Below are 24,195 nucleotides of genomic sequence, written 5' to 3'. Positions count from 1 at the left end.
GAAAAAATGAAGAAATGGAAGAACTTATTTTTAATTTTAGCAGCAGTCAACGTCATCATACTTGCCGGGATTTTCATTCTCGTATTCATGCCCGGCGGTCAAAAGGAACCGTCGCGGCCGACTCCGAGCGAATACCAATTGAACGTGACGAGCACGAAAGAATCATTGGCCGCATTCATCAACACATATTTGGAGAAGGAGTCTTCGCCGGATCTTGACTATCAAATCGAAATCGACGATGAATTCCACATCGTCGGTGCGATCCGCGCCTTTTCCTCGACAGTCGATGCGAGGGTGTCCTTTCGGCCGACAGTGGAAAAAAACGGAGATGTGGTTCTTGACGTGACGAGATTTTCGATCGGCAAGTTAAATGTTCCGATATCGATGGTGCTGAACTACATGGATCAATTTTATGATCTTCCTGATTTTGTACACGTTCGTTCGGATGCTAAAGAAATTCAAGTCCGTCTGTCAGAGATGCCGCTTAAAAACGGAATGTATGTGAAAGCAAAAGACATTGATTTAGAAAAAGATCAAATCGAATTTGTTTATTATCAGCCTGCACAAACAGATTCATAGATCGTGCGGCGGGATTTACAGGGGTGAACATATGGAACGTATCTACACATATTTCAGCTTGCTGTCTATGTTGTTTTCACTGTACTTCGGCGGCCTCGCCGCCTTCAGTTTCATCGATGAAAACATGGACAAGATGTATTTGAACATCGGGTATTGTGCGTTGTTTTTAAGCATTATGATCTTTACCCTAGATGCGAAAAAACATAAAAAAACTGACCATCACAATCAATAATTGCCGGCAAAATCCTAAAACATGAGACCGTTTTAGGATTTTGTTGTCCATGCTTCAGCAGACTGTAAAAGAGACATCAGGTCTCTTTTTTTTCGCTATGAAGGCGGAGCTTTGGCAGGAAACGGCGCCGCTTTTATTGTGAGAGAAGGGGAGCCGTTGACGAAACCGAGGCCATACAAAGTTGTGGATTCCCCGGCGTGAAGCGTGATTTTCGGAACCTTCAGCAGGACCGCTGTTGAACCGGCGGCCTTTACCTCCATGTCGATTTTCTGTGAACGCACCTGGATGTACCGCGTGACCGTTTGAAAGGGGACACCTGAAAACAGGACAGGTCCGTTTTGCACTGCAAAGTCAAGAGCCGGAGAGTCCGGTGATAAATGAACGAAACGGATGCTGCGGCTTTCCGGATCAGCCGCAGGCCGGTCATACATTCCGACGGGAATGAGCTTTGCAGCTGTGCCTGTAACGGCAACCGTGCAGTACCCGCCGTGGATCAGGTGATACTGTACCGACAGCAAGGGACCGTGCGCCCTGCCTCTTTGGAAAACATCGATTTGAATACGGCCGGCAGGAAACCGGACATAAGAAGATAAATCTGTATAGGAGATGTTTTGAAAAACGGATATGCCGTTTACGAATACGTCGAGATTGTCGGTGTGAGGAGCCGCGTGGAGCAGTCTGATCATCGCTGCTTTTCCGCCGTTTCGAAAATAAAAGGGCGCCTCTACAGGCGGAAGATGGTAGCAGTTCCTCCGAAAACCCTCCGCCATTTGACGGGCATCATGATCTGTAGAGAACATTTTGTCACGCCCCTTTGCATGCTTTCTGACATTATATGAGGCTGCGAAGCCATCGGTCACATCGCGATCAAGACGACAGATGAAAAGGAGTAAACAATGAAAACGGATTTTACATACGGAAATGTGTTTAAACAGCTGGTCTTTTTTTCCGGCCCGATCATTTTAGCCAATCTTTTGCAGATTTCATTTCAATTCGTCGATAGCTTGTGGGTCGGAAATCTGCTCGGAGCAAAAGCACTCGGTGCTGCGGCCGTCTCAGGGACGGTTTTCTTTACGGTGCTGTCGTTCGTATTGGGCGTCAACAATGCGGCGCTGACGATTCTTGCGCAGCAGAAAGGAAAAGGGGATAAGAAGGGACTTGCTTCATATATCAACGCGTTTGTTGTTCTGATGACAGCGATGAGCGTATTGCTCGGGGTTATCGGCTATTTTTTCACAGAGCCTCTGCTTTCGCTTCTTCAAACGCCCGGCAATATGATGGATTTGGCTGCAAGCTATTTGAGCATTCATTTTATCGGGATTATATTCTTATTCGGCTATAATTTCATCAGTACAGTGTTAAGGGCGGTCGGCGACAGTCAAACACCTTTGCGTTTCGTCCTCTTGGCCGTCATCCTGAACCTGTTCATTGATCCGCTGTTTATCTCGGTATTCAACCTCGGAATTGCCGGAGCGGCCTATGCAACCGTCGTTTCCCAAGGGATTGCTTTCATTTACGGTGTGGTCTATACGGTGAGAAAGCGGCTTGTTCCATTTTCAAAGCCCGCGCTTCCGTCTCTTGAAGAGACGTCCGTCATTTTGAAGCTCGGAGTGCCTGCCGGCTTGCAAATGATGGTGATTTCAGGCGGCTCGATGGCGATTATGAGCGTTGTCAATTCATTTGGAGAACGTGTCGTGTCAGGGTTTGGCGCGGTACAGCGGCTTGACAGCCTGCTGATACTCCCGGCGATGGCCATCGGCACGGCTGTCAACAGTATGGCTGGCCAAACCGTCGGCAGCGGCGATATGGAGCGTACGAAAAAAATCGCTCACTACGGCGTCATTTATGTTCTGCTGTTTATGGCTGTCGTCAGCACCGCGATATTTCTGACAGGCTATCATGCGGTCAGGCTGTTTATTTCGGAAGCCGATTCAGCTGCATTCGGGGAAGAATATTTAAAAACGATTGCTTTTTTCTATCCGTTTATCGGGATTAACTTTGTGTTAAACGGTGTTGTAAGGGCAGCCGGCGCGATGTTTCAAATTTTGGTGCTGAATGTGATTTCTTTTTGGGTTTTGCGCTATCCGTTTACATACTTATTTTCAAAGTGGCTTGGCGAAAGCGGCATAGCGCTTGGCATTGGAATGAGCTTTATGCTGAGCAGCCTGACCGCGTTTTTATATTACCGCTACGGGAAGTGGAAGCACCTCGTTTTATTTGAAAAATGAAAGAACAAGCTCCTGCGGCAAGCCCCGGAAGCGATTCCCGCCGGGCATCTGAAGCAAAGAAACAAAAATGCTGTTAACGTCTTAATAATTGACGATATATACAATATAAAATGAGTTTGGTGTTGGGGGCTTGTCATGTTTTTAATCGATTTATTTTTGAATTTGTGCATTTTAATTACTTCACTCTTTATCTACACTCAGCTAAAGTGGAATATTTTTTCCCGAAAAGCTACAAACAAACAACTTAATTGGATTGACGGCGTCATGGGAGGATTGCTCGGGAATGTGCTCATGTTCTTTTCGATCCAGGCAACCGATGAAACGATCGTTGATTTGCGTTATGTGCCCGTTATGATTTTGTTTCTATTTACGGGCGTCTTTCCGGCCTTTATTTGTTCTCTGCTGATTATAGGAGGAAGATTTGTTTACGGGGGGAATATATCTTCGATTGCAGCGCTTACAGGAATGATCGTTATATTCATAGGATATTATCTCATCCTCAGGGTCATGGATAAAGACGCTGACACTTATCGAAAGACATTTGCTTTGGTCATTTTTGCCAATGTGGCGATTTCAATTGTGATCTTGATGCTCCTCCATGATTTCCATTTAGTAAAAATTTTAATGATATGGTTCTGGATTTTATCTACTATCGGCGGATTTACATCAGTATATGTCGTCTCATATTTAAAAAAATCTCATTTTCTGTTGAAAAAGTATGAAGAGGAATCGTCGCTTGATTATTTAACGGGATTGAATAATGTCCGCCATTTTGATGCGATATGGAATGCTCATATTTCAAACGCAAGGGAGAAGAACGAGAAACTGTCTTTGCTTATGATCGATATCGATTATTTCAAAACGATTAATGATACATACGGACATTCAAATGGAGACGTGATTTTAAAAGAACTGGGAACGATTTTAAAAAAGTCAACACGTGCGGAAGGTATCGTATCAAGAAACGGCGGAGAAGAGTTTTCGGTCATATTGCCGAACAGTTCTCATTCGCAGGCTGCAGAGATTGCTGAAAGGATACGCAAGGAAGTGGAGACACACACTTTTTCAATTTCTCATTCTAAAAAGATTCATATTACCGTTTCGATTGGGGTTGCGGCATTTCCGGAGGTCATTCGCAGTACGGACGAGTTGATTGAAAAAGCCGACCAATGTTTGTACAGGGCTAAACACCTTGGGAGAAACCGGGTGTGCGCTTCCGTTTGAATTTACGTTAAGCTGCACGAAAAAGGATAGATGGAACGATGTCCATCTATCCTGTCTTTTTTATGTTCGTTTATCGAATTCCGCAAGTTTGATAAAAGTCTTTTCATCTTCAATTAATCCGCACGCGCCGCACTGCACTTTTATGGCGGGACCGCTGTAGGGCAGGTGAAATGGAGAAAGCTCGTCATCTGAATACGTTTCCATGATCTCCCCTGTTGCCGGATCAATCTTAACGGATGTCGGAGACTGTTCGATTAAGTTGAACCGTGTTCGGTTTGTTTTGCAGTTTGGACAAAGATAAGGAGCTGTCATATGTCAATACACCTCTTTTTTTAATTAAGGTGCACAGATTCGGGCCAATTTATGTAAAACCCGATTAGCGCTGTTCCCGTTTTTTGTCCAATTTGCTGAACAGTTCAATCAGCGTTTTCAGCTCTTCATCACTGAAGCTGCTGAACCGCTTGAAATAATATTCCGTTTTCTTTTCTTCAAAATATCTGATAATTTCTTTTCCCGCGTCCGTCAGATGGATTTTGATGATCCGTCTGTCTTCTTTTGACCGGACTCTCGTGATCCATCCTTTTTCAACCAATGCATCGGTTACAGCTGTGATATGGCTCGCAGAAACGCCTAAAATCGTTGCAAACTCCGTGACTTTCTTCGGACCTTGCTCGCTCAGCAGGCGGAGAATCATGAATTCATTGCGGGACATCTCTTTTTCGAGCAGCTCATTTATCTCATCACGTATCTGTTTAAATACTGTGCGAAGCAGTGCTTCCATATCATACATCATTTGTTCTCTAACTTTCAAAATTTCGCCCCTCCATATAAGTAGCAAATTTCAGCTTTTTTTAAAAAGGAATGACCGAATCAGCATGAATATTATTTTTCATGAACATGATATCACTATGATACCATAATTTTCGTTTTTCAAGTGTATGTTTCAGAAGATTTTTAGTTCATTTGACCATCAATTGAACAACGATCCATGACAATGATAGATGAATACTGCTGTTTCTTAGAATTTGGTGATGGCAATGACATATTATCGTCATTTTTTCTTTTTAGGCAGCGGCTGATTTTGCGATGAGCGGGAGAGGGCTTAAAAATGAGCATGCTGTGATATAATGGTTCCCAACAAATGTTGAAAAGAAGGAGGCAGAACAGATGGCTGAAAAACGAGAACTCGCCACATTTGCCGGAGGCTGCTTTTGGTGTATGGTCAAGCCTTTTGACGAACAGCCGGGCATTATAAAAGTCGAATCCGGCTATACCGGCGGCCATACGGAAAATCCGACCTATGAAGAGGTTTGCACCAATACAACGGGACATAGGGAAGCGGTGCAAATCACGTTTGATCCCGATGTCTTTCCATACGAAAAACTGCTGGAACTCTACTGGCAGCAAATCGATCCTACTGACAGCGGAGGACAATTCGCAGACCGCGGCGAGTCTTACCGGACAGCGATTTTTTTCCATAATAACAAGCAGCGGAAACTCGCTGAGGAATCGAAGAAAAAGCTTGAAGAAAGCGGCATCTTTAAAGATCCAATCGCGACCGACATTCTGGAAGCCGCGCCATTTTATCCGGCTGAAGAATATCATCAGGATTATCATAAAAAGCATCCTGAACGCTACACACAGTATCGGATCGGAAGCGGAAGAGAAGGATTTATACAACAACATTGGGGGCGTAAGCATGGCGAACAATAAAGAAGAACGGCTGAAGCAGCTGACCCGGATGCAGTATGAAGTGACGCAGAAAAACGGGACGGAGCCTCCATTCCAAAACGAATACTGGGATCTGCACGAAGACGGAATCTATGTCGATATCGTGTCGGGAAAACCGCTGTTTTCATCGCTTGACAAATTTGACGCACACTGCGGCTGGCCAAGCTTCACAAAACCGGTCGATACCGGGGAGATCGAAGAAAAACTTGACACTTCACACGGCATGGTTCGGACTGAGGTGAGAAGCAAGTCTGCCGATTCCCATCTTGGACACGTGTTCCCGGACGGCCCCGGACCGGACGGCCTGCGGTATTGCATCAATTCAGCAGCCCTCCGTTTCGTGCCGAAGGATGACCTTGAGAAAGAAGGGTACGGCGAATATGCCAAGCTGTTTGAAGGGGAAAAATAGATCTTAAAGGCACTCGTCGTGTACCTTAGTTCTCAAAACGTTAATAGAATTGTTGATATACCAAACGTTTACAAAGTTTTTGGTTCATGTTGGTTCAAATCAATAATTAATATTACAAAGACAGATTTAAAGCATCGGCATTTTGCTGGTGCTCTTTTTCTGGTATTAATTCCAGATAATAATTTTTGCGTTGTTATATGACCTAATTGTTTGGAAACATAAGCAATATCTATATCTTGAGCAAATAAAAATGATGCATATGTATCTCTCAGACCGGGGTTTACCTTCTCTTAAATAAAGATTTTTATATTTATATTGCACTTCATTATACTGAAATTCCTAAAGGGACATTTCTTTATAAAAATTTGCAAGTTAAGAAGTTAATGATATTATATTTTATAAGGACAAAACGAGGTCTATACAGACATTTAAAGGAGGGGAAAAATAATGGGAAGAAAGCCAGAAGATATGTTAAATGAAGTAGTAAAACCCAAAGAGATAATGGAGTATTTTGATTACAAATATGATTCATACATGATTGTTTCGCAAAAAACGATTAAAAGATGGATAGATGAATTAGGAATTGAATGTATTCAACCTAAACCACAGAGGAATAAAGATATAAGATATAAAAAATCAGATGTACTAAAGCTTGAAGAAGAAAAAGAATATAATTTATTGAAAAAAGCAGAGAAACAAATAAGAGACAGGGAAATTAAGAAAATTGCTCATGCTTCAAGAAGAAAGATACAAGAGTACTATGACATGCTATCATCGGTGACCGATGAAGAGAGAAGAGAGAACGAGTTTCAACAGTCTTTATCTGACTATAGTGTTCCTGCAGATAATACAATCAAACAAGATATGGTAGAGATGTGTTTTAAAGAATTGTTTCCTAATGTTGAATTTAACAAAGAAGAATTAAAAAAATGTTTGTTTATTACGGATAATCAAGATATGTTTAATGATTTAGAATATGGTAAAGCGAAATTATATCTTGAAGAAAAATTATATATTATAAAACGCAGGAGATGAACTAAAATTTACCATTACAAATAGGCATTTCTGAAGAAATCACTTAACAAAAAATGCTATTATAGGGTGTATTAAATTATTAGATAGAGGACTGGGGTATAAATATGAAGAATGAAAAAAGTGGTATAGATCAATACATAAGAAATTTAATAGAGTCACTGGGTGTGAATTATGAGGAACAGGGTAGTACTAATATTGATATAAAAAAAGCATTAAAAACAGCAAGCAAGCATAAAGAAGGGAACATTGGAAAACCTGAATTTCTTTTTTTCTCAAAAGAATTTCTAGTTGTTATTGAAGATAAGGTAGATGTTGATAAATCAGTTTTATATAATGAAGATGGCGAAATTGATTTAACCAGACCTGTCATAGCAGGTTACGCATTAAATGGTGCTGTTCATTATGCAAAGCATATAGTGGAGAATTCCTTAACTATTGAAAAAGTATTCGCAATTGGTGCATCTGGGAATAGTCATAGTAATAATATTAAGATAGCTTATGTAGATAAAAAAGGAGTAAAAGAGTTACCTGACTTAAATAATTTAGATGACATACACCCTGATAATGTTGAGGAATTTTATAAAGTTGCAGTACTAGGAGAATTGCCAAAAGAAGAAAGAGAGCTTAGAGAGGTCAATAAAATTGCATCAGATATGCATGAAGATTTAAGAAATTATGGTTCGCTTGAAGGAGAGAAAAAAGCAACTGTTGTTTCTGCTATCCTATTAGCATTAGAGGAGCCAAGTTTTGATTTAGAACAACTTAAGTCTTCTAATAGAAAAGGAATAAAGGATGGCGAAATAATATTTAAAGCAATTGAAGTATATCTTGAGAACTCTGGTATTATACCTTATGCCAAAAGAGGAGAATTACTAGACCAATTTAATTTTATAAATAACGATATTACACTTAATAACTATAAAGATTCATTAGGCATGTCACCTTTGAAGTACTTCACTATAAAATTAAAAGAAAATTTAAAAGATAGTATTAAACATAGTGATATGGATGTATTAGGAAACTTTTATGGTGAATTTGTTAAGTATGGTGGAAATGATGGGAACTCTTTAGGAATTGTTTTGACACCAAGACATATTACAAATTTAATGGTTGATTTAATTGAAATTAATAAAAATGATTTTGTCTTAGATCCAGCATGTGGTACTGGTTCCTTTTTAATTGCTTCTATGAATAAAATGATTATGCAATGTGGAACAGACGAAAATGAAATTCACGACATAAAGCAAAATAGACTGCATGGTATTGAATTGCAACAAAAATTGTTCACAATCGCAACTACAAACATGATTTTACGTGGTGATGGAAAAAGTAATTTACGAAGGGATGATATGTTTCATGTAGATAAAGAAGAAATTAAGAACAAAGGTATAACAAAGATACTAATTAATCCTCCTTATTCTCAAGCTAAAACTAAAGACTTACATCATTTAGCCGAGATAAATTTCATTAAAGAGTCCTTAGAAATGATTAATGAGGGAGGAAAGTTGTGTGCTATTGTTCCTCAAAGTACAATGATTGGAAAAAGAAAAGAAGACAAATTAAAAAAGAAAGAGATCTTGGAGAGACACAGTTTAGAATTTGTAATTACTTTAAACAAAGAAACATTTTATGGTGTAGGGGTAAACCCTTGCATTGCTGTATTTACTGCTGGCATCCCACACCCAGAAAATAAAAGAGTAAGTTTTGTAAACTTTACAAATGATGGTTATGTAGTAAGGAAACACATCGGCTTAGTGGGTGATGGGACTGAAAAATCAAAGAAGGAACATCTATTGAATGTTCTAAAGGATTACGAAGATGATGATACAAAATTCATTGTAAAGTCTAAAATTACTTGGGAAGATGAATGGCTGCATAGTTTTTATTACTTTAATGATGAGACACCATCTGTTGATGATTTTAAGTTAACACTGGCTGACTATTTGAGTTTTGAGTTTGATATGAGAAGTCATGGGAGAGGTTATTTATTTGATGATATAGGTGAAGAAGATGAATGATAAATTACAAATAGAACTAAACAGCCGAGAATGGAGAGCCTTTCCCATTGGCGAATTATTTGAAGTGGATAAAGGAGTATATTTACCTGAAAAAGACATTACTGAAGGTGAAACACCTTATATAACAGCCAATTCCTCAAATAATGGTGTATCTAGGTTTATAGGTAATAAACCACTTTTTGATGGAAATACAATCACAATCGAAAAAATTAATTTTAAGGCGTATTATCAAGCCAAACCTTTTTATTGTTCACATGATGTAACGGTTTTGCGACATAAGAAGTTAAATAAATATAATGGCATTTTTATTGCTAACATGATTACCAGACAGGGAGAGAAATACTCATATGGTAAGCAAGCTCAATTAAATGTTACGAAAAGAGAGAGTGTATTACTACCTGTCAACATTAAAAATGATCCAGATTGGGACTTTATGGAACATTTCATAAAGGAATTGGAGTTTAAAATAAAACCAAATGTCACTTATAAAGAACATATTATTAAGGATTGGAGAGAGTTAGGGGAGGTGGAATGGGGAGAATTTAACCTTGAGGACTTGTTTGATACAAAGATTGGGAAAAGTATAAATGGAAATAAGGTCAATAAAGTTGATGGAATTACACCTTATATAACTAGAAAGGAATCGTATAATGGGTTAGATGGCTTTATTGATTGGAAAGATACTTCTTTTCTTAATAGGGTAAATACACCAGTGATAACTATTGGAAATGAGACTGCTAAGCCATTTGTACAAGAATACAGCTTTTTCACTGGCACCAAAGTAAATATCTTAACACCTAAATTTGGTGAAGCAAATAAGTATCATTTGCTTTTTATTTGTAGGTCATTAGAAATGAATAAAAGAAAGTATTCTTATTCATATACAATAAATTCAACTAGGCTTAAAAAGCAAAAAATCAAATTACCTGTCACTATTAAGGGTGACCCTGATTGGTCATTTATGGAACAATATATGAAAAGACTAGAAAACGATTTAAATAGTAAATTCAAATGAAATGTATAGTATAGAAGGTAGGTTGCCTCTTTTAGTTAGTGGGTTCTATAAATCTGAACTAAGAGAATAATTAATATGTATAACTAACATCTGTTATTTGGGTTTAAATTAGATCATTTTTAATTTAGATTTATATTTTTGTGTCCTTTAATACTTTTGTTAGTTAAAGAATTTGGGGTGGTTACATCTGAAGTTATAGAGTGTATTTCTCAAAATGTTAATAAATCTTATATACCAAGTGTTTTCCCTCTTTGTTCGGCAGAGAGGGCTTTTTCATGTCCGAATTTGGAATTGTATACCCTTTGTATACCCCGAGCTAAAAATAGAGTAGTCTCTATTGATAAAGTAAAGCGGCATTAAGACTGCTGCGAGGATACCCAGTATACAATAAAAATTTGAAACATGTTTGATGTTAAAGAGGTGGTCTCGTTAAGGATAAAATAAGTCATAAGGCTGGGGGTAACAAGCATCCAACAAACCAACAACCAGCCGTTTTGGTTCCTCTATCAAGTATCCTACAATGATGATTGTCTACAACTGATTAGCCATAGCTTTGAATAGTTTGCGCTATAATCTTCATCTTTGAATACTCTTTACGAAAAATCCGTTAACACCCCACGAAATACAAACAAGGAAAAATGTTGATTTAAAACGGTTTATGAACTTCTATTATGAAAGACCGCAAGAAATCCGGAGAAGAAAGCTGAGAAAAACGGCATGTTCAGATGACTTTTTTTAAAAGGGCCATCTTTTTTAGAGGATTTTCTGCTCTGAAAGCGAAAAACAATATAATAGAACATCTTAGAAAAGAGGCAGCCGTTGTGACATCCATTTCAAACACAGAAGACCGTTATTTAATGCTGACATGCAGCAAAAAAGTTGAGTCGCATTATCATATATACACAGATGACCAGATCCCGCAAATGTTTTCATCTCATTTTCTGCAGCTGCAGGACGAATTTCCGCTGAGAGAGCTGTACTCCCTGCTCGTTCGGGTACCCGATATTTTAAACCGAAATTATATTCATGTGAAAAGCTCTTTTAACCGCGATCTCCCTTTCACAATGAAAAAGTCGCTCTTTGATCTTGGATACATTCTTGATGAAGAATTGTTTTATTCGATCCGGCTTGCAGATTGGAAAGGAGTTTCCCCTGTGCGGGCAGAATGGGGGACGAAGAAATCTCTCATTGACGGCTGCCGCATCATGCAGGCTTATGATTCGTTGTCGATCAATGAAGCGTTTGCGAAGGAAAAGCTGCTGCGCAAGTATCGTTTTTACGAGGAAGGCATCATTCAGCTGTGTGTCTGCTACTCGGAAGAAGGAGAACCGATTGGATGTGCCGAGCTTTATCTCGATCAGGACGAAAACGTTGCTAAAATCGAGGAAGTCGCCATTTTGGAGCCTTATCAGCGGAAAGGCTATGGATCGGGCCTTATCAAGCAGATGCTCGTCGCTGCCAAACAATCGAGCATGGAATCGTGCTATCTTGTGACTTCGGGAAGCGATCAGGTGAAAACGTTTTATGAAAAGCTGGGTTTTCAGCAGAAGGGAAAGCTTACGACGATATTTAAATATTTGTTTGAATAAAGTAGGCAGGTGCACATACCAATTGGGACTTGGCCTGCATAGGCTGGGGTGTAGACTTTATACGAAAGGATGATAAGCCTGTGCATTACTCCCATTATTGCTGTCCTACTGGAGGATACGGCTACGGGTTTCACGGCAGAAACACATTTGTGCTCATCGTTGTCCTCTTTATTTTGCTCATCATTGTCGGTGCGGCTTTCATTTGCTAGCTAAAAGCCCAACGCCCGGTCGCATGACATGCTCACAAAGCCTTCCATCCGGAAGGTTTTTTTGTTTTCGTTGTAAAATTTTACATATATATGTAATATAATCATGAGGTGAAAATATCGGACAAACGGGGGAGAAACTTTGAAATATGCTTGGGTCATTAAAGGGGACTTTTTCAGACTGTGGTCTGGAACGTTTTTATCGCTCTTTAGTTCGGTTCTTTTCTATTATTCATTGGTATGGTGGTCTTTAGCTGAAACCGGAAGCGCCCTTTCGGGAAGCGTCGTGATCGGCATCGGGCTGACTGTCTCGATTTTGATATCGCCGTTTACAGGCTGGCTGTCCGACAGGTTTCACAGGGGGAAATTGATTGCGGCTTCAGATATGATCATTTCAACTGTATTTTTAATAATCGGATTTTTGGCGCTGTCAGGCATGAGTTCAGTTATGTTACTGGCGGTTGCAAGGGTGATTGTATCGGCATGTTTGACCGCAATCGAACCTGCTGCAAGATCGCTCTTGCCGGATACACTGAGGAAAGAACAAATTGAAAAAGGAATCGCATTTCAAGAAGTGATCTCACAGCTTATCCAAGTGATCGTTCCGCTTGTCACAGGGGTTCTGTTTTCCTTTCTGCATTTCGGCTGGTTATGGGTGCTGTGCGGAAGCCTCTCCTTCCTATCCATCTTTTTGGAGTGGAGAATCAAAGATAAAAGGGGCAGCCAAAAGCGTATTCCTTTTACAAACAAACAATTGTTCAGCGGTTTTACAAGCTTGCTTCAAAATAAGCCGCTCAAGTATTTGTTGTATGGGACGAGCATACAGCAGCTTGTATTCAGCGGTTTTCCAATATATATCGTCATTTGGACCTCGCTATTATTAAAAGATCAGGCTTGGCTGGGCGGCGCTTTTCAATCATTTTGGGCGTGCGGGACGCTGTCTGCGGCGCTTTTCTTGTCTTTTATCGCAAAACCGGAGCACGCAAAAGCTGCTGTGCCCGCTTTAATGCTGATTTTCGGCCTGCTTTTGTCGCCTCTAGGCTGGATTAATCATGTCGTGCTCGGCGCCGCGATTTTGATCGTCATCGGAATGATCAGCGGCGTAGTCAACATCTATATTGAAGGTTACTTGCAAAGGGTAACGGAAGGTGAAAACAGAGGCAGATCGCTGGGCGCTTTTTTTGCGGTCAACAGCGCTTTTATGCCGCTCGGCTATGCGGCCGCGGGAATGTTGTCGGATGCTGTCAGTCCCGAATATTTATTCCTCATCGTCGCACTGCCCGCGCCGTTTGCTGCGTTTTCGATGATGAGATCATTTTATTTATGGGAAAAACAGACGAAGGAAACCGTTGCTTTGCAGGACAAAACGTCAATGTGAATAAGCGCGCTTGGAAAAATAAAAGGACATGTCCTTTTATTTTTTTGTTTACACTAACGGCGATCGCTCCGAAATCAACCATTTCACTTGAAAAGAGAATGCCGCCTTTTCCCCATTCATATAATGTAAAGAAAAACCTCTCATTGGGGAAGGGGGGATGTTTTCATGTCATTTTTGATTAAGCCGGATTTGCACGCAAGCTATCCGGTCGTTCAGTATGCAAAAGGAAGCTGGATTGTCGACAATTCCGGAAAACGGTACCTTGACGGCTGTTCGGGGGCTGTTACCTGCAATCTCGGGCACGGTGTACAAGAAGTGATTGATTCTCTCAAAGAGCAGCTTGATTCCGTTTCATTTGTCTACCGTTCACAGTTTACGAGTGAACCAGCTGAACAGCTTGCCGAACTCCTTGCTGAATGGCTGCCGGGTGATCTGAATTGGTCTTTTTTTGTCAACAGCGGGTCGGAAGCTGTTGAAACCGCCATGAAAATCGCCGTTCAATACTGGCAGGAAAAAGGACAAAACGACAAAACGATTTTCCTTTCAAGATGGAACAGCTATCACGGAATTACAAACGGAGCCCTGTCGCTGTCGGGATTTTATGAGCGCCGCTACAGGTTTACGCACATGCTGCACAAGTATCCCGCCGCTTCCGCGCCAAACTGCTACAGATGCCGGCTTTCTCATCCCGACTGCCAGGAAGCGTGCGTGAAAGAAATCGAGCTCGCCATAAAAAGGATCGGCAAGCAATTTATCGCGGGCTTCGTGGCCGAACCCGTCATCGGGGCTGCTGGAGCAGCCATAACAGCGCCCGATGGTTATTACAAAAAAGTAAAAAAGATTTGCGAAGAAAATGAAATTCTTTTTATTGCGGATGAAGTCATGAGTGGGATGGGAAGAACCGGCCGGTTGCTGGCGATTGAACATTGGGGTGTGACCCCGGATATTGCCGTACTCGGCAAGGGGATGAGCGCAGGGTATTCACCGATTGCCGCAGCTGTCATATCCGATGACATCATGGAAACGGTCAAAAACGGCTCAGGAGTCATCATGAGCGGACATACGTACAGCGCAAACCCTTTTTCAACCCGTGCGGCGCTCGCCGTTCTCCGCTACATTCTGAAGCACGATCTTGTCAAACAAGCCAGGATAAAAGGGGAAAAGCTGAAAAAGATGCTGAAAGAAATCATGAAACAGTCGAGCATCATTGGCGACGTTCGGGGCAAGGGGCTTCTTATCGGGATTGAATTTGTCGCCGATCGAAAAAGCAAAAAGACATTTCCTTCATCAATGCCGGTGTCGGCTCTCGTCATTTCCGAAGCGAAAAAAAGAGGCCTGCTTCTTTATCCGTCCCAGGCGGGCATTGACGGCGGCGGGGGAGATGCGGTCATCATTGCGCCGCCCCTTACGATATCGGATCAAGAGCTGGAAGAACTTATTCATATATTTAAACATGCCGTACACGAGATTGAAAAACAAGCAGAAAAGGTGATACGCGAAAGATGACGGTCCTGAACAAACGAATTGCTGTTGAAGATGCGATTGCCGATTTGAAAAACGAAGCGACCGTCATGTTTGGCGGATTTGGGGGAGTCGGTTCACCGCCTTCTTTCATCAGTGCGATTTTGAAAAAAGGCGTAAAAAATTTAACGGTCATATGCAATGACGCAGGCTTTCCCGGCATCGGCATCGGGCCATTAATCGTCAATAACCGCGTAAGGCGGCTGATCGCTTCCCATATCGGATCAAATCCCGTTGCGGGAAAACAAATGACTGACGGTTTTCTCGCTGTTGAATTTTCACCGCAAGGGACGCTCGCGGAAAGAATCCGTGCGGGCGGCACAGGTCTTGGCGGCATTTTGACCGATATTGGGATCGATAATGACATGGTGCGTCAAGGAAAGAAGATCGTTTCTTTGAATGGTCGTGCATACCTTGCCGAAGAAGCGCTGAGTGCGGAATACGCTTTTATTTATGGGAAAACCGCCGATGAATTCGGCAATATCATCTACGACAAAACGGCGCGTAACATGAACCCGCTTATGGCGATGGCTGCTGATCGGACATTTGCCGAAGTGGAGCGGATCGTTCCCCTGGGAGAGCTGGATGAAGAAGAAATTGTAACACCCGGTGTTTTTGTCGAAGGTGTCGCTGAAACGGAAGGGGTGAACTGGAAATGGGTTTGGGAGTCATAGAGCGGGAGAGAATTGCAAAACGGGCGGCCCGCGAAATCAAAAGCGGAATGATTGTCAATCTGGGCATCGGCATTCCGTCTTTAGTTCCCAATTTTTTAGATCCGGGCACTTCCGTTATGATCCAATCTGAAAACGGGCTTCTCGGCATCGGCGAGTCGCCTGAAAAAGGAAGGGAAGATGAGAATCTTTGCAATGCGGCAGGCTGGCCTGTCACCGTAGTAAAAGGCGCTTCTTATTTTGATTCGGCTCTGTCGTTCGGCATGATCAGAAAGGGCGCGATTGATGTCACGATTCTTGGTTCTCTGCAGGTCAGCCAGTCAGGGGATCTGGCCAACTGGATCGTCCCCGGCAAAAAGGTTCCTGGAATGGGAGGGGCGATGGAGCTTGCCCAAAAGGCGAAAAAAGTCATTGTCGTGATGAGCCATACCGATAAAAACGGCGCCCCCAAACTTGTCGCCGACTGCACTCTGCCACTGACTGCAAAAGGCTGCGTTGACATGGTGATTACAGAGAAAGCCGTGATCACCATTGACAGCGGCGGCTTTGTATTAAAAGAGCTGATGAATGAAGAGGATCTTGATGATGTGCTGCGGCTGACGGATGGAAAGGTCCGGATCGAACTGCCGCTTTCGTAAGAGGAGGAATTGGATGGAGAACATAGAGAGAAAGGTGTGCGATTGGATCGATTCGCACGAGAAAAAAGCGGTTCGCCTTTTGAAAAAACTCGTCGGAGAAAAAAGCACAATGGGCAGTGAATTTACCGCCCAAGCTGTCGTCCTGGAGAAACTGAGGCAATTCGAAGCTGAAATCGATGTCTGGGAGCCGAGCATGAAGCAATTGGAACAGCACCCGCTGTTTAAATCAGACAGAACAAGCTTTAAAGAAAGCCCGAATATTACGGCTGTCAAAAGAGGAAAGGGCGGCGGGAAATCGCTGATCTTAAACGGACACATCGATGTCGTGCCTGAAGGAAACAGAAAAGACTGGGAGACGGAGCCTTTTCAGCCGGTCATGAAGCAAGGACGGATATACGGCCGGGGCACAACTGACATGAAAGGCGGCAATACGGCTCTTTTAATGGCGATGGAAGCGCTGGAGCAATGCGGGGTTCAATTAAAAGGAGACCTGATTTTTCAAAGTGTCGTAGACGAGGAGTGTGGCGGAGCCGGGACGCTGGCGGCCGTCATGAGGGGCTACAAGGCGGACGGCGCTTTGATTCCCGAGCCGACAAATATGAAAATGTTTATTAAGCAGCAGGGGTCGATGTGGTTCAGAATCACGGTCAAAGGGCTTTCTGCACACGGCGGCACAAGATATGAAGGTGTCAGCGCCATTGAAAAAAGCATGCTTGTCATCCAGTCGCTTCGCCAGCTTGAACAGGTCAGGAATAAGAGAATAACAGATTCTTTGTATGACAATATCCCGATTCCGGTTCCGATTAACATCGGCACGATCAAAGGAGGCGCATGGCCTTCATCGGTCGCTGACACGGTGACACTGGAAGGAAGGTGCGGAATCGCTCCGAACGAATCTCCTGAAGCCGTCCAGTCCGAGTTTGAAAACTGGCTCAATGATCTTCAATACCATGATGAATGGTTTAAACACTACCCTGTTGACATAGAATGGTTCGGCGCCATGTGGCTCCCAAACGATTTGGCTGAAGACCATGAACTGACGAAAGTGCTGAAATCAGCCTATCAAACCATCACGGCAAACGATCCCCTAATCGAAGCTTCCCCGTGGGCGACAGACGGCGGAATATTGTCGCACGCCGGAGGCACCCCTGTCATCGTCTTCGGTCCGGGAGAAACGAAAATGGCTCACCAGGCAAATGAATACATTGAAAAAGACGCCCTGATTCAGTCAGCCAAAATCATCAGCCTGTTTATTATGAATTGGTGTGATTATGAACGGTGAAAAGATCAGCTGTTTTGGAGGTTAAATATGGTGGAAAAATGGAGCAATGACAGCTGTACGCTTGAAGCGGATGTCGACTTGTTCAGTAAAAGAATCAGAATCATCAATTATGAAGGCGATGTGTGTTCATTTTTTCCCGCCATATTGAAAGAAGCAAAAAAACACGGCATAGGGAAAATGATCGTTTTCACCAAAACGAATGACAGAAACGCTTTGCTTGAGCGGACGTTTGAACCGGAAGGGAAAATTGACGGATACTTTAACGGGCATGATGCTGACGTGTTCGTAAAATATGTGAAAGAAGACAGGCGAAAAACCGCTGACTGGCTTGCGCAGGATCAAATGCTGACAGAGCTGTTCAGCACTCCCCGCATCGCGGAGGCCCAAAACGCTTCCTTTCATATCAGGCGGGCCGCCTCCAGTGATGCGCCTGGTCTCGCCGATCTCTACAACTGCGTCTTTCCTGTATACCCCGCGCCTGTTTCAGATCCGGCATATCTTAAGGAAGCGATGGGGAAAGGGGCTGTTTACTACCTCGCTTTTGACGGGGAAAAAGTGATTGCATCAGCAGGTGCAGACGTGAATCCCGTTTTGGGGAATGCGGAAATAACAGACTGCGCCGTCCTGCCGGAATACAGGGGCTTTTCATTGACGAGGCGGCTGATTGCCGCACTCGAAACCGATTTGAAACAAGCGGGTATCTTTTACGTTTATTCAATCGCAAGAGCAGCTTCTTTCGGGATGAACGCCAGTCTTTATCATTTATCATACTCATATAGGGGCCGGCTTTTGAACAACTGCCTCATTTATAAAACCATCGAGAACATGAACATCTGGTGCAAAAATTTAAGCCGGTCTTAAAAAGCGGTCTTCCGCGGGTTTTATATTTGAAGAGACACTTTTCACACCGGTCACATAACCTGAAAAGTATAGGGAAAATGCTGATAGGGGGATGAAAGATGGAAAACGGTCTGTTTCAGCCGAAAAGGCACTGGAAGGATATTGAGCTTTGGAAAGATGTTCCCGAGGAAAAATGGAACGACTGGATCTGGCAGCTGACCAACACCGTCAGAACGCTTGACGATTTGAAAAAAGTCGTCAATCTTACGAAAGAGGAAGAAGAAGGGGTGAGAATCTCCACAAAGACGATCCCTTTAAATATTACGCCGTATTACGCTTCACTGATGGATCCGGATGATCCGCGCTGTCCGATCAGAATGCAGTCGGTGCCCCTGGCAGAAGAAATGCACAAAACAAAATACGACCTTGAAGATCCCCTTCATGAGGATGAAGATTCGCCTGTCCCCGGCTTAACCCACCGCTATCCGGACCGGGTTTTGTTTCTCGTCACTAATCAATGCTCGATGTACTGCAGATACTGTACAAGGCGGCGTTTTTCCGGACAAATCGGCATGGGCGTGCCGAAAAAGCAGCTCGATCAGGCGATCGCATATATCCGGGATACGCCCGATGTCAGGGATGTCCTGATTTCAGGAGGGGACGGTCTTCTCATTAACGATCAAATTCTTGAATATATTTTGAAAAACCTCCGTGCGATCCCGCACGTGGAAATCATCCGGATCGGCACGAGAGCCCCGGTCGTCTTCCCGCAGCGGATTACCGACAAACTTTGCAGCATTTTGAAAAAGTATCATCCCGTCTGGCTGAATACGCATTTCAACACGAGCATCGAAATCACGAAGGAAGCGAAGGAAGCCTGTGAGAAGCTGGTCAACGCCGGGGTTCCGGTCGGCAATCAGGCCGTGATTTTGGCTGGTATAAATGACAGCGTTTCCATTATGAAAAAGCTGATGCATGATTTGGTGAAAATCAGAGTCCGTCCGTATTATATCTATCAATGCGATTTGTCTGAAGGAATCGGCCATTTCAGAGCGCCTGTCTCCAAAGGTCTTGAAATCATTGAAGGCTTGCGCGGACACACAAGCGGTTATGCAGTCCCTACCTTTGTCGTTGACGCGCCGGGCGGGGGCGGAAAAATCGCCATACAGCCGAATTACTTGATTTCGCAAAGCCCCGATAAAGTCGTGCTCCGCAATTTTGAAGGCGTCATTACGTCTTATCCTGAGCCTGAGAACTATATTCCGGGAAGAGCGGACGACTATTTTGCCGAAATTTTCCCTGATGTAATGAAGGAAAAAGAGGAGATCGGCATATCGGCAATCTATGCGGATCAAGCTCTTTCATACACACCGGACGGCTTAAAACGGCTTGAAAGAAGGGAGAGCTATTCCACAAGGCCCGATCATGAAACATTGAAAAGCCGCCGGGCAAAGCGCGATGAATTGAAAGAAAAGAAATTCCTTGCTCAGCAAAAAAAAGAAGGCGAAGCTGAGGGGCGTGTGCAATGAAGAGGTGTGAATGGTGCAGTGAAGAAAAAGCCGGGGAAGCCCGCACGGCGGTTTATTGGGAGCTTCCTGACGGGACGAAAGCGATCGAAATCACCGATACACCTGCGGTGGAATGCGAAGGCTGCGGCATGGTCTATCAGGAGGACAATGTCACTTGGGAAATTGAAAATCAGCTGCTCTTGATCGATACAAAAAAACTGCCTTCGTCCGTTTCGTATGATGCGCTGATGAAAACAGAGCGCATATTGAAGCGCAATTACTTTGATTTTTCTTCATGAAGCCGGCTTTTTGCCGGTTTTTTTTGTTTGTATTTTTTCAGACGCCCTGTATAATAGAACATCAAAAGAGGACAGGAGGGGAGACCGTGAAGTCTTTTTACCATTATTTAATGAAATACCGCCATCCGAAACCGAAGGACGCGATCAGCGAATTTGCGAACCACGCTTATCTTGATCACGGATTTCCCAAGACATCAACTCATTACCATGAAATCAGCTCTTACCTTGAGCTTAATGGGGATTATTTATCGTCAATGACGACATTTGATGAGGCTTGGGAGCAATATATTTCGGAAACAAAGCGATAAAAAATCCGCAGTTCTGAATAACTGCGGATTTTTTACGTTCGCCTAAAGCCGGCTGGGCTTTTCGGAAAACTCATCGGGCTTTGTAACCTTAGCCCATGCGAATTAACAGCACTCAGCATACGATAAGCGTAACACGGAAGCTTCAAGGCAAGGGGGAATCCAAATATGAAGTCAAACGCGCCTAAATTCAAAGTCGGGGATGTTGTCGTTGTCGTGATGTACGGGACGGTCGGAACGATTACAAAAGTTCATAAAATCGATAAGCATTTTTTGTATGAAGTCAATCATAATGAAGTGCTTTATTTTGAAACTTCTCTTCAGCTCTACAAAGATTATGACGGGGTCATTGTCGATACGGAAAAGCTTGATATCGAATATGAATTTTTAATCGGGGATGTCGTCTATGTAAAAGATTACGGCAAAGAATTGTTTAAAATCACTGGGCACAGAACGGAAATTTGGAGATATGTGGAGGATGGCTGGGAAGACATCATTTACGAGCTGACCCGTTTGAAAGACGGAGAATGGCTTGAAACCGAAGAAGAAGATTTAACGCTCGTCCTCAGAACTTACGAAATGGACCAGTTCGTCCATCAGCTTCTGTTTGTTCATTATGTCGGCGAAGCCGGACAAGAGCTTGATGAACCGATATCTGAAAAGGTGTTTCTGCCCTTCGCGGGGGATCCCGAGGAGCAAGAACATGAACGCAACATGGCAGTTGCTGTCGTGGATGAGCTGCTTGATATTTACAATGACTATAAAGTATTGTATGAAATGTTTCAGGATGCGGAATATAAAGAAATGATGGAGTTTGTGTTAAGCAGCCTGAAAGAATATTTCAAATGATAAACAACAAATATAAAAAGTAAGGAAAACAGCCGAACACAATCAGGCCGAACATGGCTTTCAAGACCTTCCCCAACACCAGGTCAAACCCTTCTCCGTCAAGTGTTTCAAGCGTTTTTTGGATCATTTTCTTTTCCCCTTCCGGCTTTTGTCTTGTTACGACATGTATATGACAGAGGACAAACATTATGACAAACCGGTTATAAAACCGGATGCCAGCTCATACATCAGAATAAGGAGGCGATCACAATGAAAGAAATTGAACTGATGATAGATACAGAAGAAATCGCTGATTTTTTTTATCTAGAGCTGACAAGAAGAGGCTACATACCGAGCGAGGACGAACTGTTCGAAATTGCCGATATCACCTTTGATTATCTGATTGCAAAATGTATGATAGATGAGCATATAGAGGATTGAAAAAAGGGACCGGGGCGCACCTGCTCCGGTTTTTCTTATAAATTTGCCCGGCGGGGGAGCCGGGTGTAAAATGTTTAAAAACAATGACAAGGAGGCACTGATTTTTTCAATGTATAAAGCACTATTTTCAGCCGCTGTCTTTGCAATGATGGCCATTCTTATCCGCATCCCGGCGGTTCAATCGTTTGATGTGAGCGTGATACAGGCTCTCGAATCTGTCAGACACCCGGTTCTCACAGCGTTTTTTAAAGCGGTGACAGAGCTTGGGTCAAGCGGCTTCATGCTGCCGCTGATGCTTGCTTTAACCTTGGTACTTGCCGTCTATAAAAAAGCAGCGGCATCACTGTATCTTTATTTGCTGTTTTTTGTTGAAAGAACGGCCAATGAAGCTTTAAAAGGCTGGGTTGCCAGAGAGCGCCCTTCGATAAACCCGCTCGTGCACGAACCGTCACACAGCTTTCCGAGCGGCCATTCAATGAATGCGGCGAGCATATATCCGTTTATCGCATATCTCTTTTTGCTCTGCATTCCTTTTTTTCAACAACGCAGCCGCGCACTTTACATGTGGACAGGCCTTATCGTCGGACTTATCGGCATCAGCCGCATGTATCTCGGCGTTCATTATATGACAGATGTCATCTCAGGATTTTCTCTCGGTCTGGCGCTGTTTTTCATCTTCAAAAAAATTGGCGAAAAGTACCCGCTTGTTCGACAAAAGTAGTCAAAGGGATTGAGCCGCGAAGCGCCAATTGTATAAAAAAAGGAGGGATCTGTATTGCCGTTAATGTTTCAACTGTTTAAAAAGAAGCTGACACCTTATGATGTGACGATTTTTCAAACGCCTTGCTTTGGTGAAGATAAGGGATATGAAATGGTTTACAGAACGGAAATAAACGGCAGAACCCATGAAGATGTGCTGGAACGGACATTTTCCACTTTCAATGTTTATGACACGGTGCCGAATGATTATAAGGCGAGATTCCTTGCAACAGGCGACATCGTTTTAATCGATGAAGGAAGAAAGGGAAAAACCTATTATAAACTGCTGTCTACGGGATGGAGCAAAATCAACCGCATTTTGCTGCAGTCATCGTAAAGCTGAAAAAACTGCGGAAGCGCTGTCCGCAGTTTTTTTATGTTGTATTCTTTCGTTTTCTGGCGCTGAATTCCTTTTCGTGTGCATCCTCTGCTGCGATGACGTCCTTTGTCGGGATGTGGTTGTTCTTTTTCAGACCGGTGACTCTGTTTCGCTGTTTTTTGCCCATCATTTATGACCTCCTTCCTAAAAAATAGGATGACTAAACGCCCCGCTATTTATCCAAGAGAAAGTCGTCTTTATTCTGTCATATTGATCGCGGCCGGGTAGACATACGGCTGCTTCGGCTCGCTGATCTCCTTCCATCGCTTCGTGCGGATGATCGGGATGACAGCGCCGTTATAAGATGCTTTGCCGAGCGTTCCTTCCAATTCAATCCATGTATCAGGCTGCAATTGCTCAGCGCCGCTCCATTCGGCGAGAAACCCGATCAGGCTGGCGTCTGCGATGCAGTGCGTGATCATAAATCGGGACAGCACGAGCTGGCGTGCGCTCAGCCCCGCTTCCTTATGGACGAAGCCTTTGACCGTGATTTCTTTTCCAATGTAATGATCAAGACGGCTTGTCACTTCATCATAATAGTCTGCAAACATATCGTCATTCATGACAATTTGCTTTTCATGCTTAAATTGCTCCATCTTCCGGTCATACGCCGACTTCGGCATCGCTGAATCGGCGAGCCCCTGCTGAATCTCCGGTGTCATGACATGTTCCTTTTCGCCTTCGGTTTGAGGGGCGATCTCCGTTTTGGTGAGCATCGTCCCTTTATTGGCGGCGACAGACGAATTCAGTACAGCCGGGGAAAGGGTGAATCCGGTGATAAGGGGAAGCGTGATTACGCCATAATGCATCAGCCTGATGAAAAAAGGCTTTGATTCGTCATGATCATGTCCGCAGCCGCAATCTCCAGAGTGGTCATCCTTCACCGTCCAGACCCTTGTCAGCTGAATGATAAACAGAAACGCAAACACACCTGCGGCGATGAGGCTTGTGTAATCGTATTTCGGATTGATCAGCTTATCAATTTCCCCTGTGTAATGGAGCTTGAAAATAAAGACGGAAAAAGCCGCCAACACGAGTGCGCGCAAAAATTGCCGAGGCTGAAAAACCATTGGTGAAACC

At 43.2% G+C, this 24,195-nt stretch carries 30 protein-coding genes; 24 read left to right on the top strand and 6 right to left on the bottom strand.

Annotated features, from left to right (window positions below; all coding sequences use genetic code 11):
* Positions 1-6: 6 nt before the first annotated feature.
* The gene (locus tag LQ247_RS14545; protein WP_020451869.1) at positions 7-579 is read left to right on the top strand and encodes a YpmS family protein; all 573 of its coding nucleotides are present in this window, start codon (positions 7-9) and stop codon (positions 577-579) included.
* 31 nt (positions 580-610) lie between these two features.
* Entirely contained in the window at positions 611-811 is a 201-nt protein-coding gene (ypmT, locus tag LQ247_RS14540) for a protein YpmT (protein ID WP_020451868.1), read from the top strand.
* Positions 812-906: 95 nt separating this feature from the next.
* Here ypmT and LQ247_RS14535 read toward each other — a convergent pair whose 3' ends face one another.
* Complete coding sequence (locus tag LQ247_RS14535) at positions 907-1,611, bottom strand: DUF4397 domain-containing protein (RefSeq protein WP_020451867.1); 705 nt, start codon at positions 1,609-1,611, stop codon at positions 907-909.
* Positions 1,612-1,707: 96 nt separating this feature from the next.
* On the opposite strand from LQ247_RS14535, the gene LQ247_RS14530 reads away from it, so the two are divergent.
* Together LQ247_RS14530 and LQ247_RS14525 are read left to right on the top strand one after the other, a co-directional pair.
* Positions 1,708-3,039, top strand: coding sequence for an MATE family efflux transporter (locus LQ247_RS14530; protein WP_123032388.1), 1,332 nt, complete (start codon positions 1,708-1,710; stop codon positions 3,037-3,039).
* Between the two features lie 135 nt (positions 3,040-3,174).
* Positions 3,175-4,263, top strand: coding sequence for a diguanylate cyclase (locus LQ247_RS14525; protein WP_020451865.1), 1,089 nt, complete (start codon positions 3,175-3,177; stop codon positions 4,261-4,263).
* Positions 4,264-4,323: 60 nt separating this feature from the next.
* Here the strand turns inward: LQ247_RS14525 and LQ247_RS14520 are convergent, their stop codons facing one another.
* The gene (locus LQ247_RS14520) at positions 4,324-4,575 is read right to left on the bottom strand and encodes a hypothetical protein (protein WP_020451864.1); all 252 of its coding nucleotides are present in this window, start codon (positions 4,573-4,575) and stop codon (positions 4,324-4,326) included.
* 64 nt (positions 4,576-4,639) lie between these two features.
* Positions 4,640-5,074, bottom strand: a complete 435-nt coding sequence (locus tag LQ247_RS14515; RefSeq protein WP_020451863.1) for a MarR family transcriptional regulator — start codon at positions 5,072-5,074, stop codon at positions 4,640-4,642.
* Positions 5,075-5,430: 356 nt separating this feature from the next.
* Between LQ247_RS14515 and msrA the strand changes: the two genes are divergently transcribed.
* The 17 genes from msrA to LQ247_RS14430 all read left to right on the top strand — a co-directional run bounded on the left by msrA (position 5,431) and on the right by LQ247_RS14430 (position 21,557).
* Entirely contained in the window at positions 5,431-5,976 is a 546-nt protein-coding gene (msrA, locus tag LQ247_RS14510) for a peptide-methionine (S)-S-oxide reductase MsrA (RefSeq protein ID WP_231006206.1), read from the top strand.
* Positions 5,963-6,403 carry a peptide-methionine (R)-S-oxide reductase MsrB gene (gene msrB / locus LQ247_RS14505; RefSeq protein ID WP_020451861.1) on the top strand — a complete coding sequence of 147 codons (441 nt, stop codon included), beginning with the start codon at positions 5,963-5,965 and terminating at the stop codon, positions 6,401-6,403. The genes msrA and msrB overlap by 14 nt, the downstream gene beginning before the upstream one ends.
* A gap of 447 nt (positions 6,404-6,850) precedes the next feature.
* Positions 6,851-7,438 carry a hypothetical protein gene (locus LQ247_RS14500; protein ID WP_195258125.1) on the top strand — a complete coding sequence of 196 codons (588 nt, stop codon included), beginning with the start codon at positions 6,851-6,853 and terminating at the stop codon, positions 7,436-7,438.
* 104 nt (positions 7,439-7,542) lie between these two features.
* The gene (locus tag LQ247_RS14495) at positions 7,543-9,456 is read left to right on the top strand and encodes an HsdM family class I SAM-dependent methyltransferase (RefSeq protein ID WP_195258126.1); all 1,914 of its coding nucleotides are present in this window, start codon (positions 7,543-7,545) and stop codon (positions 9,454-9,456) included.
* Complete coding sequence (locus LQ247_RS14490) at positions 9,449-10,471, top strand: restriction endonuclease subunit S (RefSeq protein ID WP_195258127.1); 1,023 nt, start codon at positions 9,449-9,451, stop codon at positions 10,469-10,471. Before LQ247_RS14495 ends, LQ247_RS14490 begins: the two co-directional genes overlap by 8 nt.
* Positions 10,472-11,292: 821 nt before the next feature.
* A complete protein-coding gene (locus tag LQ247_RS14485) occupies positions 11,293-12,060 on the top strand; it encodes a GNAT family N-acetyltransferase (protein ID WP_025811273.1) in 768 nt (255 codons plus the stop codon).
* 80 nt (positions 12,061-12,140) lie between these two features.
* The gene (locus LQ247_RS14480) at positions 12,141-12,269 is read left to right on the top strand and encodes a YjcZ family sporulation protein (RefSeq protein WP_003182774.1); all 129 of its coding nucleotides are present in this window, start codon (positions 12,141-12,143) and stop codon (positions 12,267-12,269) included.
* Between the two features lie 139 nt (positions 12,270-12,408).
* On the top strand, positions 12,409-13,644 hold the full coding sequence (locus tag LQ247_RS14475; RefSeq protein ID WP_023857382.1) for an MFS transporter: 1,236 nt from the start codon (positions 12,409-12,411) through the stop codon (positions 13,642-13,644).
* A gap of 165 nt (positions 13,645-13,809) precedes the next feature.
* On the top strand, positions 13,810-15,150 hold the full coding sequence (locus LQ247_RS14470) for an aspartate aminotransferase family protein (RefSeq protein ID WP_214485374.1): 1,341 nt from the start codon (positions 13,810-13,812) through the stop codon (positions 15,148-15,150).
* Positions 15,147-15,839, top strand: a complete 693-nt coding sequence (locus tag LQ247_RS14465) for a CoA transferase subunit A (RefSeq protein ID WP_231006204.1) — start codon at positions 15,147-15,149, stop codon at positions 15,837-15,839. Before LQ247_RS14470 ends, LQ247_RS14465 begins: the two co-directional genes overlap by 4 nt.
* Positions 15,821-16,474, top strand: coding sequence for a 3-oxoacid CoA-transferase subunit B (locus LQ247_RS14460; protein WP_020451854.1), 654 nt, complete (start codon positions 15,821-15,823; stop codon positions 16,472-16,474). The genes LQ247_RS14465 and LQ247_RS14460 overlap by 19 nt, the downstream gene beginning before the upstream one ends.
* A gap of 13 nt (positions 16,475-16,487) precedes the next feature.
* Positions 16,488-17,756 carry a peptidase gene (locus tag LQ247_RS14455; RefSeq protein ID WP_026579416.1) on the top strand — a complete coding sequence of 423 codons (1,269 nt, stop codon included), beginning with the start codon at positions 16,488-16,490 and terminating at the stop codon, positions 17,754-17,756.
* Between the two features lie 27 nt (positions 17,757-17,783).
* A complete protein-coding gene (gene ablB / locus LQ247_RS14450) occupies positions 17,784-18,617 on the top strand; it encodes a putative beta-lysine N-acetyltransferase (RefSeq protein WP_145624881.1) in 834 nt (277 codons plus the stop codon).
* A gap of 98 nt (positions 18,618-18,715) precedes the next feature.
* Positions 18,716-20,125: a lysine 2,3-aminomutase gene (gene ablA, locus LQ247_RS14445; RefSeq protein ID WP_039072794.1), complete on the top strand. Its 1,410-nt coding sequence runs from the start codon at positions 18,716-18,718 to the stop codon at positions 20,123-20,125.
* Positions 20,122-20,403: a YokU family protein gene (locus LQ247_RS14440; protein ID WP_020451850.1), complete on the top strand. Its 282-nt coding sequence runs from the start codon at positions 20,122-20,124 to the stop codon at positions 20,401-20,403. Before ablA ends, LQ247_RS14440 begins: the two co-directional genes overlap by 4 nt.
* 86 nt (positions 20,404-20,489) lie before the next feature.
* Positions 20,490-20,711, top strand: a complete 222-nt coding sequence (locus tag LQ247_RS14435) for a YozE family protein (protein ID WP_224067134.1) — start codon at positions 20,490-20,492, stop codon at positions 20,709-20,711.
* 165 nt (positions 20,712-20,876) lie between these two features.
* Entirely contained in the window at positions 20,877-21,557 is a 681-nt protein-coding gene (locus tag LQ247_RS14430; protein ID WP_043054349.1) for a hypothetical protein, read from the top strand.
* Here LQ247_RS14430 and LQ247_RS14425 read toward each other — a convergent pair.
* A complete protein-coding gene (locus LQ247_RS14425) occupies positions 21,550-21,684 on the bottom strand; it encodes a hypothetical protein (RefSeq protein WP_231006202.1) in 135 nt (44 codons plus the stop codon). The genes LQ247_RS14430 and LQ247_RS14425 overlap by 8 nt on opposite strands.
* Positions 21,685-21,806: 122 nt before the next feature.
* Here LQ247_RS14425 and LQ247_RS14420 point away from each other — a divergent pair, with 122 nt between their 5' ends.
* The 3 genes from LQ247_RS14420 (at position 21,807) to LQ247_RS14410 (ending at position 23,073) form a co-directional block, all read left to right on the top strand.
* Positions 21,807-21,977: a YozD family protein gene (locus LQ247_RS14420; RefSeq protein WP_020451846.1), complete on the top strand. Its 171-nt coding sequence runs from the start codon at positions 21,807-21,809 to the stop codon at positions 21,975-21,977.
* Between the two features lie 109 nt (positions 21,978-22,086).
* Entirely contained in the window at positions 22,087-22,698 is a 612-nt protein-coding gene (locus LQ247_RS14415; RefSeq protein WP_041817450.1) for a phosphatase PAP2 family protein, read from the top strand.
* A gap of 63 nt (positions 22,699-22,761) precedes the next feature.
* Positions 22,762-23,073, top strand: coding sequence for a YodL domain-containing protein (locus LQ247_RS14410; RefSeq protein ID WP_173636688.1), 312 nt, complete (start codon positions 22,762-22,764; stop codon positions 23,071-23,073).
* Positions 23,074-23,110: 37 nt separating this feature from the next.
* Here the strand turns inward: LQ247_RS14410 and LQ247_RS14405 are convergent, their stop codons facing one another.
* Both LQ247_RS14405 and LQ247_RS14400 read right to left on the bottom strand, forming a co-directional pair.
* On the bottom strand, positions 23,111-23,242 hold the full coding sequence (locus LQ247_RS14405) for a hypothetical protein (RefSeq protein WP_023857374.1): 132 nt from the start codon (positions 23,240-23,242) through the stop codon (positions 23,111-23,113).
* A gap of 70 nt (positions 23,243-23,312) precedes the next feature.
* On the bottom strand, positions 23,313-24,185 hold the full coding sequence (locus LQ247_RS14400) for a TIGR03943 family putative permease subunit (protein WP_216904416.1): 873 nt from the start codon (positions 24,183-24,185) through the stop codon (positions 23,313-23,315).
* Between the last annotated feature and the right edge of the window lie 10 nt (positions 24,186-24,195).

This window comes from Bacillus sp. BS3(2021) (assembly GCF_021043345.1).
GTDB classification, from domain to species: Bacteria; Bacillota; Bacilli; order Bacillales; family Bacillaceae; genus Bacillus; species Bacillus paralicheniformis.
Note: the sequence above shows the minus strand (reverse complement) of the source record. Positions and strands in the feature narration are given on the sequence as shown.

Bases quoted from the DNA above. Each gene is read 5' to 3' on its own strand.
- LQ247_RS14545 (WP_020451869.1), top strand. From the start codon at position 7: ATGAAGAAATGGAAGAACTTATTTTTAATTTTAGCAGCAGTCAACGTC.
- ypmT (WP_020451868.1), top strand. From the start codon at position 611: ATGGAACGTATCTACACATATTTCAGCTTGCTGTCTATGTTGTTTTCA.
- LQ247_RS14535 (WP_020451867.1), bottom strand. From the start codon at position 1,611: ATGTTCTCTACAGATCATGATGCCCGTCAAATGGCGGAGGGTTTTCGG.
- LQ247_RS14530 (WP_123032388.1), top strand. From the start codon at position 1,708: ATGAAAACGGATTTTACATACGGAAATGTGTTTAAACAGCTGGTCTTT.
- LQ247_RS14525 (WP_020451865.1), top strand. From the start codon at position 3,175: ATGTTTTTAATCGATTTATTTTTGAATTTGTGCATTTTAATTACTTCA.
- LQ247_RS14520 (WP_020451864.1), bottom strand. From the start codon at position 4,575: ATGACAGCTCCTTATCTTTGTCCAAACTGCAAAACAAACCGAACACGG.
- msrA (WP_231006206.1), top strand. From the start codon at position 5,431: ATGGCTGAAAAACGAGAACTCGCCACATTTGCCGGAGGCTGCTTTTGG.
- msrB (WP_020451861.1), top strand. From the start codon at position 5,963: ATGGCGAACAATAAAGAAGAACGGCTGAAGCAGCTGACCCGGATGCAG.
- LQ247_RS14500 (WP_195258125.1), top strand. From the start codon at position 6,851: ATGGGAAGAAAGCCAGAAGATATGTTAAATGAAGTAGTAAAACCCAAA.
- LQ247_RS14495 (WP_195258126.1), top strand. From the start codon at position 7,543: ATGAAGAATGAAAAAAGTGGTATAGATCAATACATAAGAAATTTAATA.
- LQ247_RS14490 (WP_195258127.1), top strand. From the start codon at position 9,449: ATGAATGATAAATTACAAATAGAACTAAACAGCCGAGAATGGAGAGCC.
- LQ247_RS14470 (WP_214485374.1), top strand. From the start codon at position 13,810: ATGTCATTTTTGATTAAGCCGGATTTGCACGCAAGCTATCCGGTCGTT.
- LQ247_RS14465 (WP_231006204.1), top strand. From the start codon at position 15,147: ATGACGGTCCTGAACAAACGAATTGCTGTTGAAGATGCGATTGCCGAT.
- LQ247_RS14460 (WP_020451854.1), top strand. From the start codon at position 15,821: ATGGGTTTGGGAGTCATAGAGCGGGAGAGAATTGCAAAACGGGCGGCC.
- LQ247_RS14455 (WP_026579416.1), top strand. From the start codon at position 16,488: ATGGAGAACATAGAGAGAAAGGTGTGCGATTGGATCGATTCGCACGAG.
- ablB (WP_145624881.1), top strand. From the start codon at position 17,784: ATGGTGGAAAAATGGAGCAATGACAGCTGTACGCTTGAAGCGGATGTC.
- ablA (WP_039072794.1), top strand. From the start codon at position 18,716: ATGGAAAACGGTCTGTTTCAGCCGAAAAGGCACTGGAAGGATATTGAG.
- LQ247_RS14440 (WP_020451850.1), top strand. From the start codon at position 20,122: ATGAAGAGGTGTGAATGGTGCAGTGAAGAAAAAGCCGGGGAAGCCCGC.
- LQ247_RS14430 (WP_043054349.1), top strand. From the start codon at position 20,877: ATGAAGTCAAACGCGCCTAAATTCAAAGTCGGGGATGTTGTCGTTGTC.
- LQ247_RS14425 (WP_231006202.1), bottom strand. From the start codon at position 21,684: ATGATCCAAAAAACGCTTGAAACACTTGACGGAGAAGGGTTTGACCTG.
- LQ247_RS14420 (WP_020451846.1), top strand. From the start codon at position 21,807: ATGAAAGAAATTGAACTGATGATAGATACAGAAGAAATCGCTGATTTT.
- LQ247_RS14415 (WP_041817450.1), top strand. From the start codon at position 22,087: ATGTATAAAGCACTATTTTCAGCCGCTGTCTTTGCAATGATGGCCATT.
- LQ247_RS14410 (WP_173636688.1), top strand. From the start codon at position 22,762: ATGTTTCAACTGTTTAAAAAGAAGCTGACACCTTATGATGTGACGATT.
- LQ247_RS14405 (WP_023857374.1), bottom strand. From the start codon at position 23,242: ATGGGCAAAAAACAGCGAAACAGAGTCACCGGTCTGAAAAAGAACAAC.
- LQ247_RS14400 (WP_216904416.1), bottom strand. From the start codon at position 24,185: ATGGTTTTTCAGCCTCGGCAATTTTTGCGCGCACTCGTGTTGGCGGCT.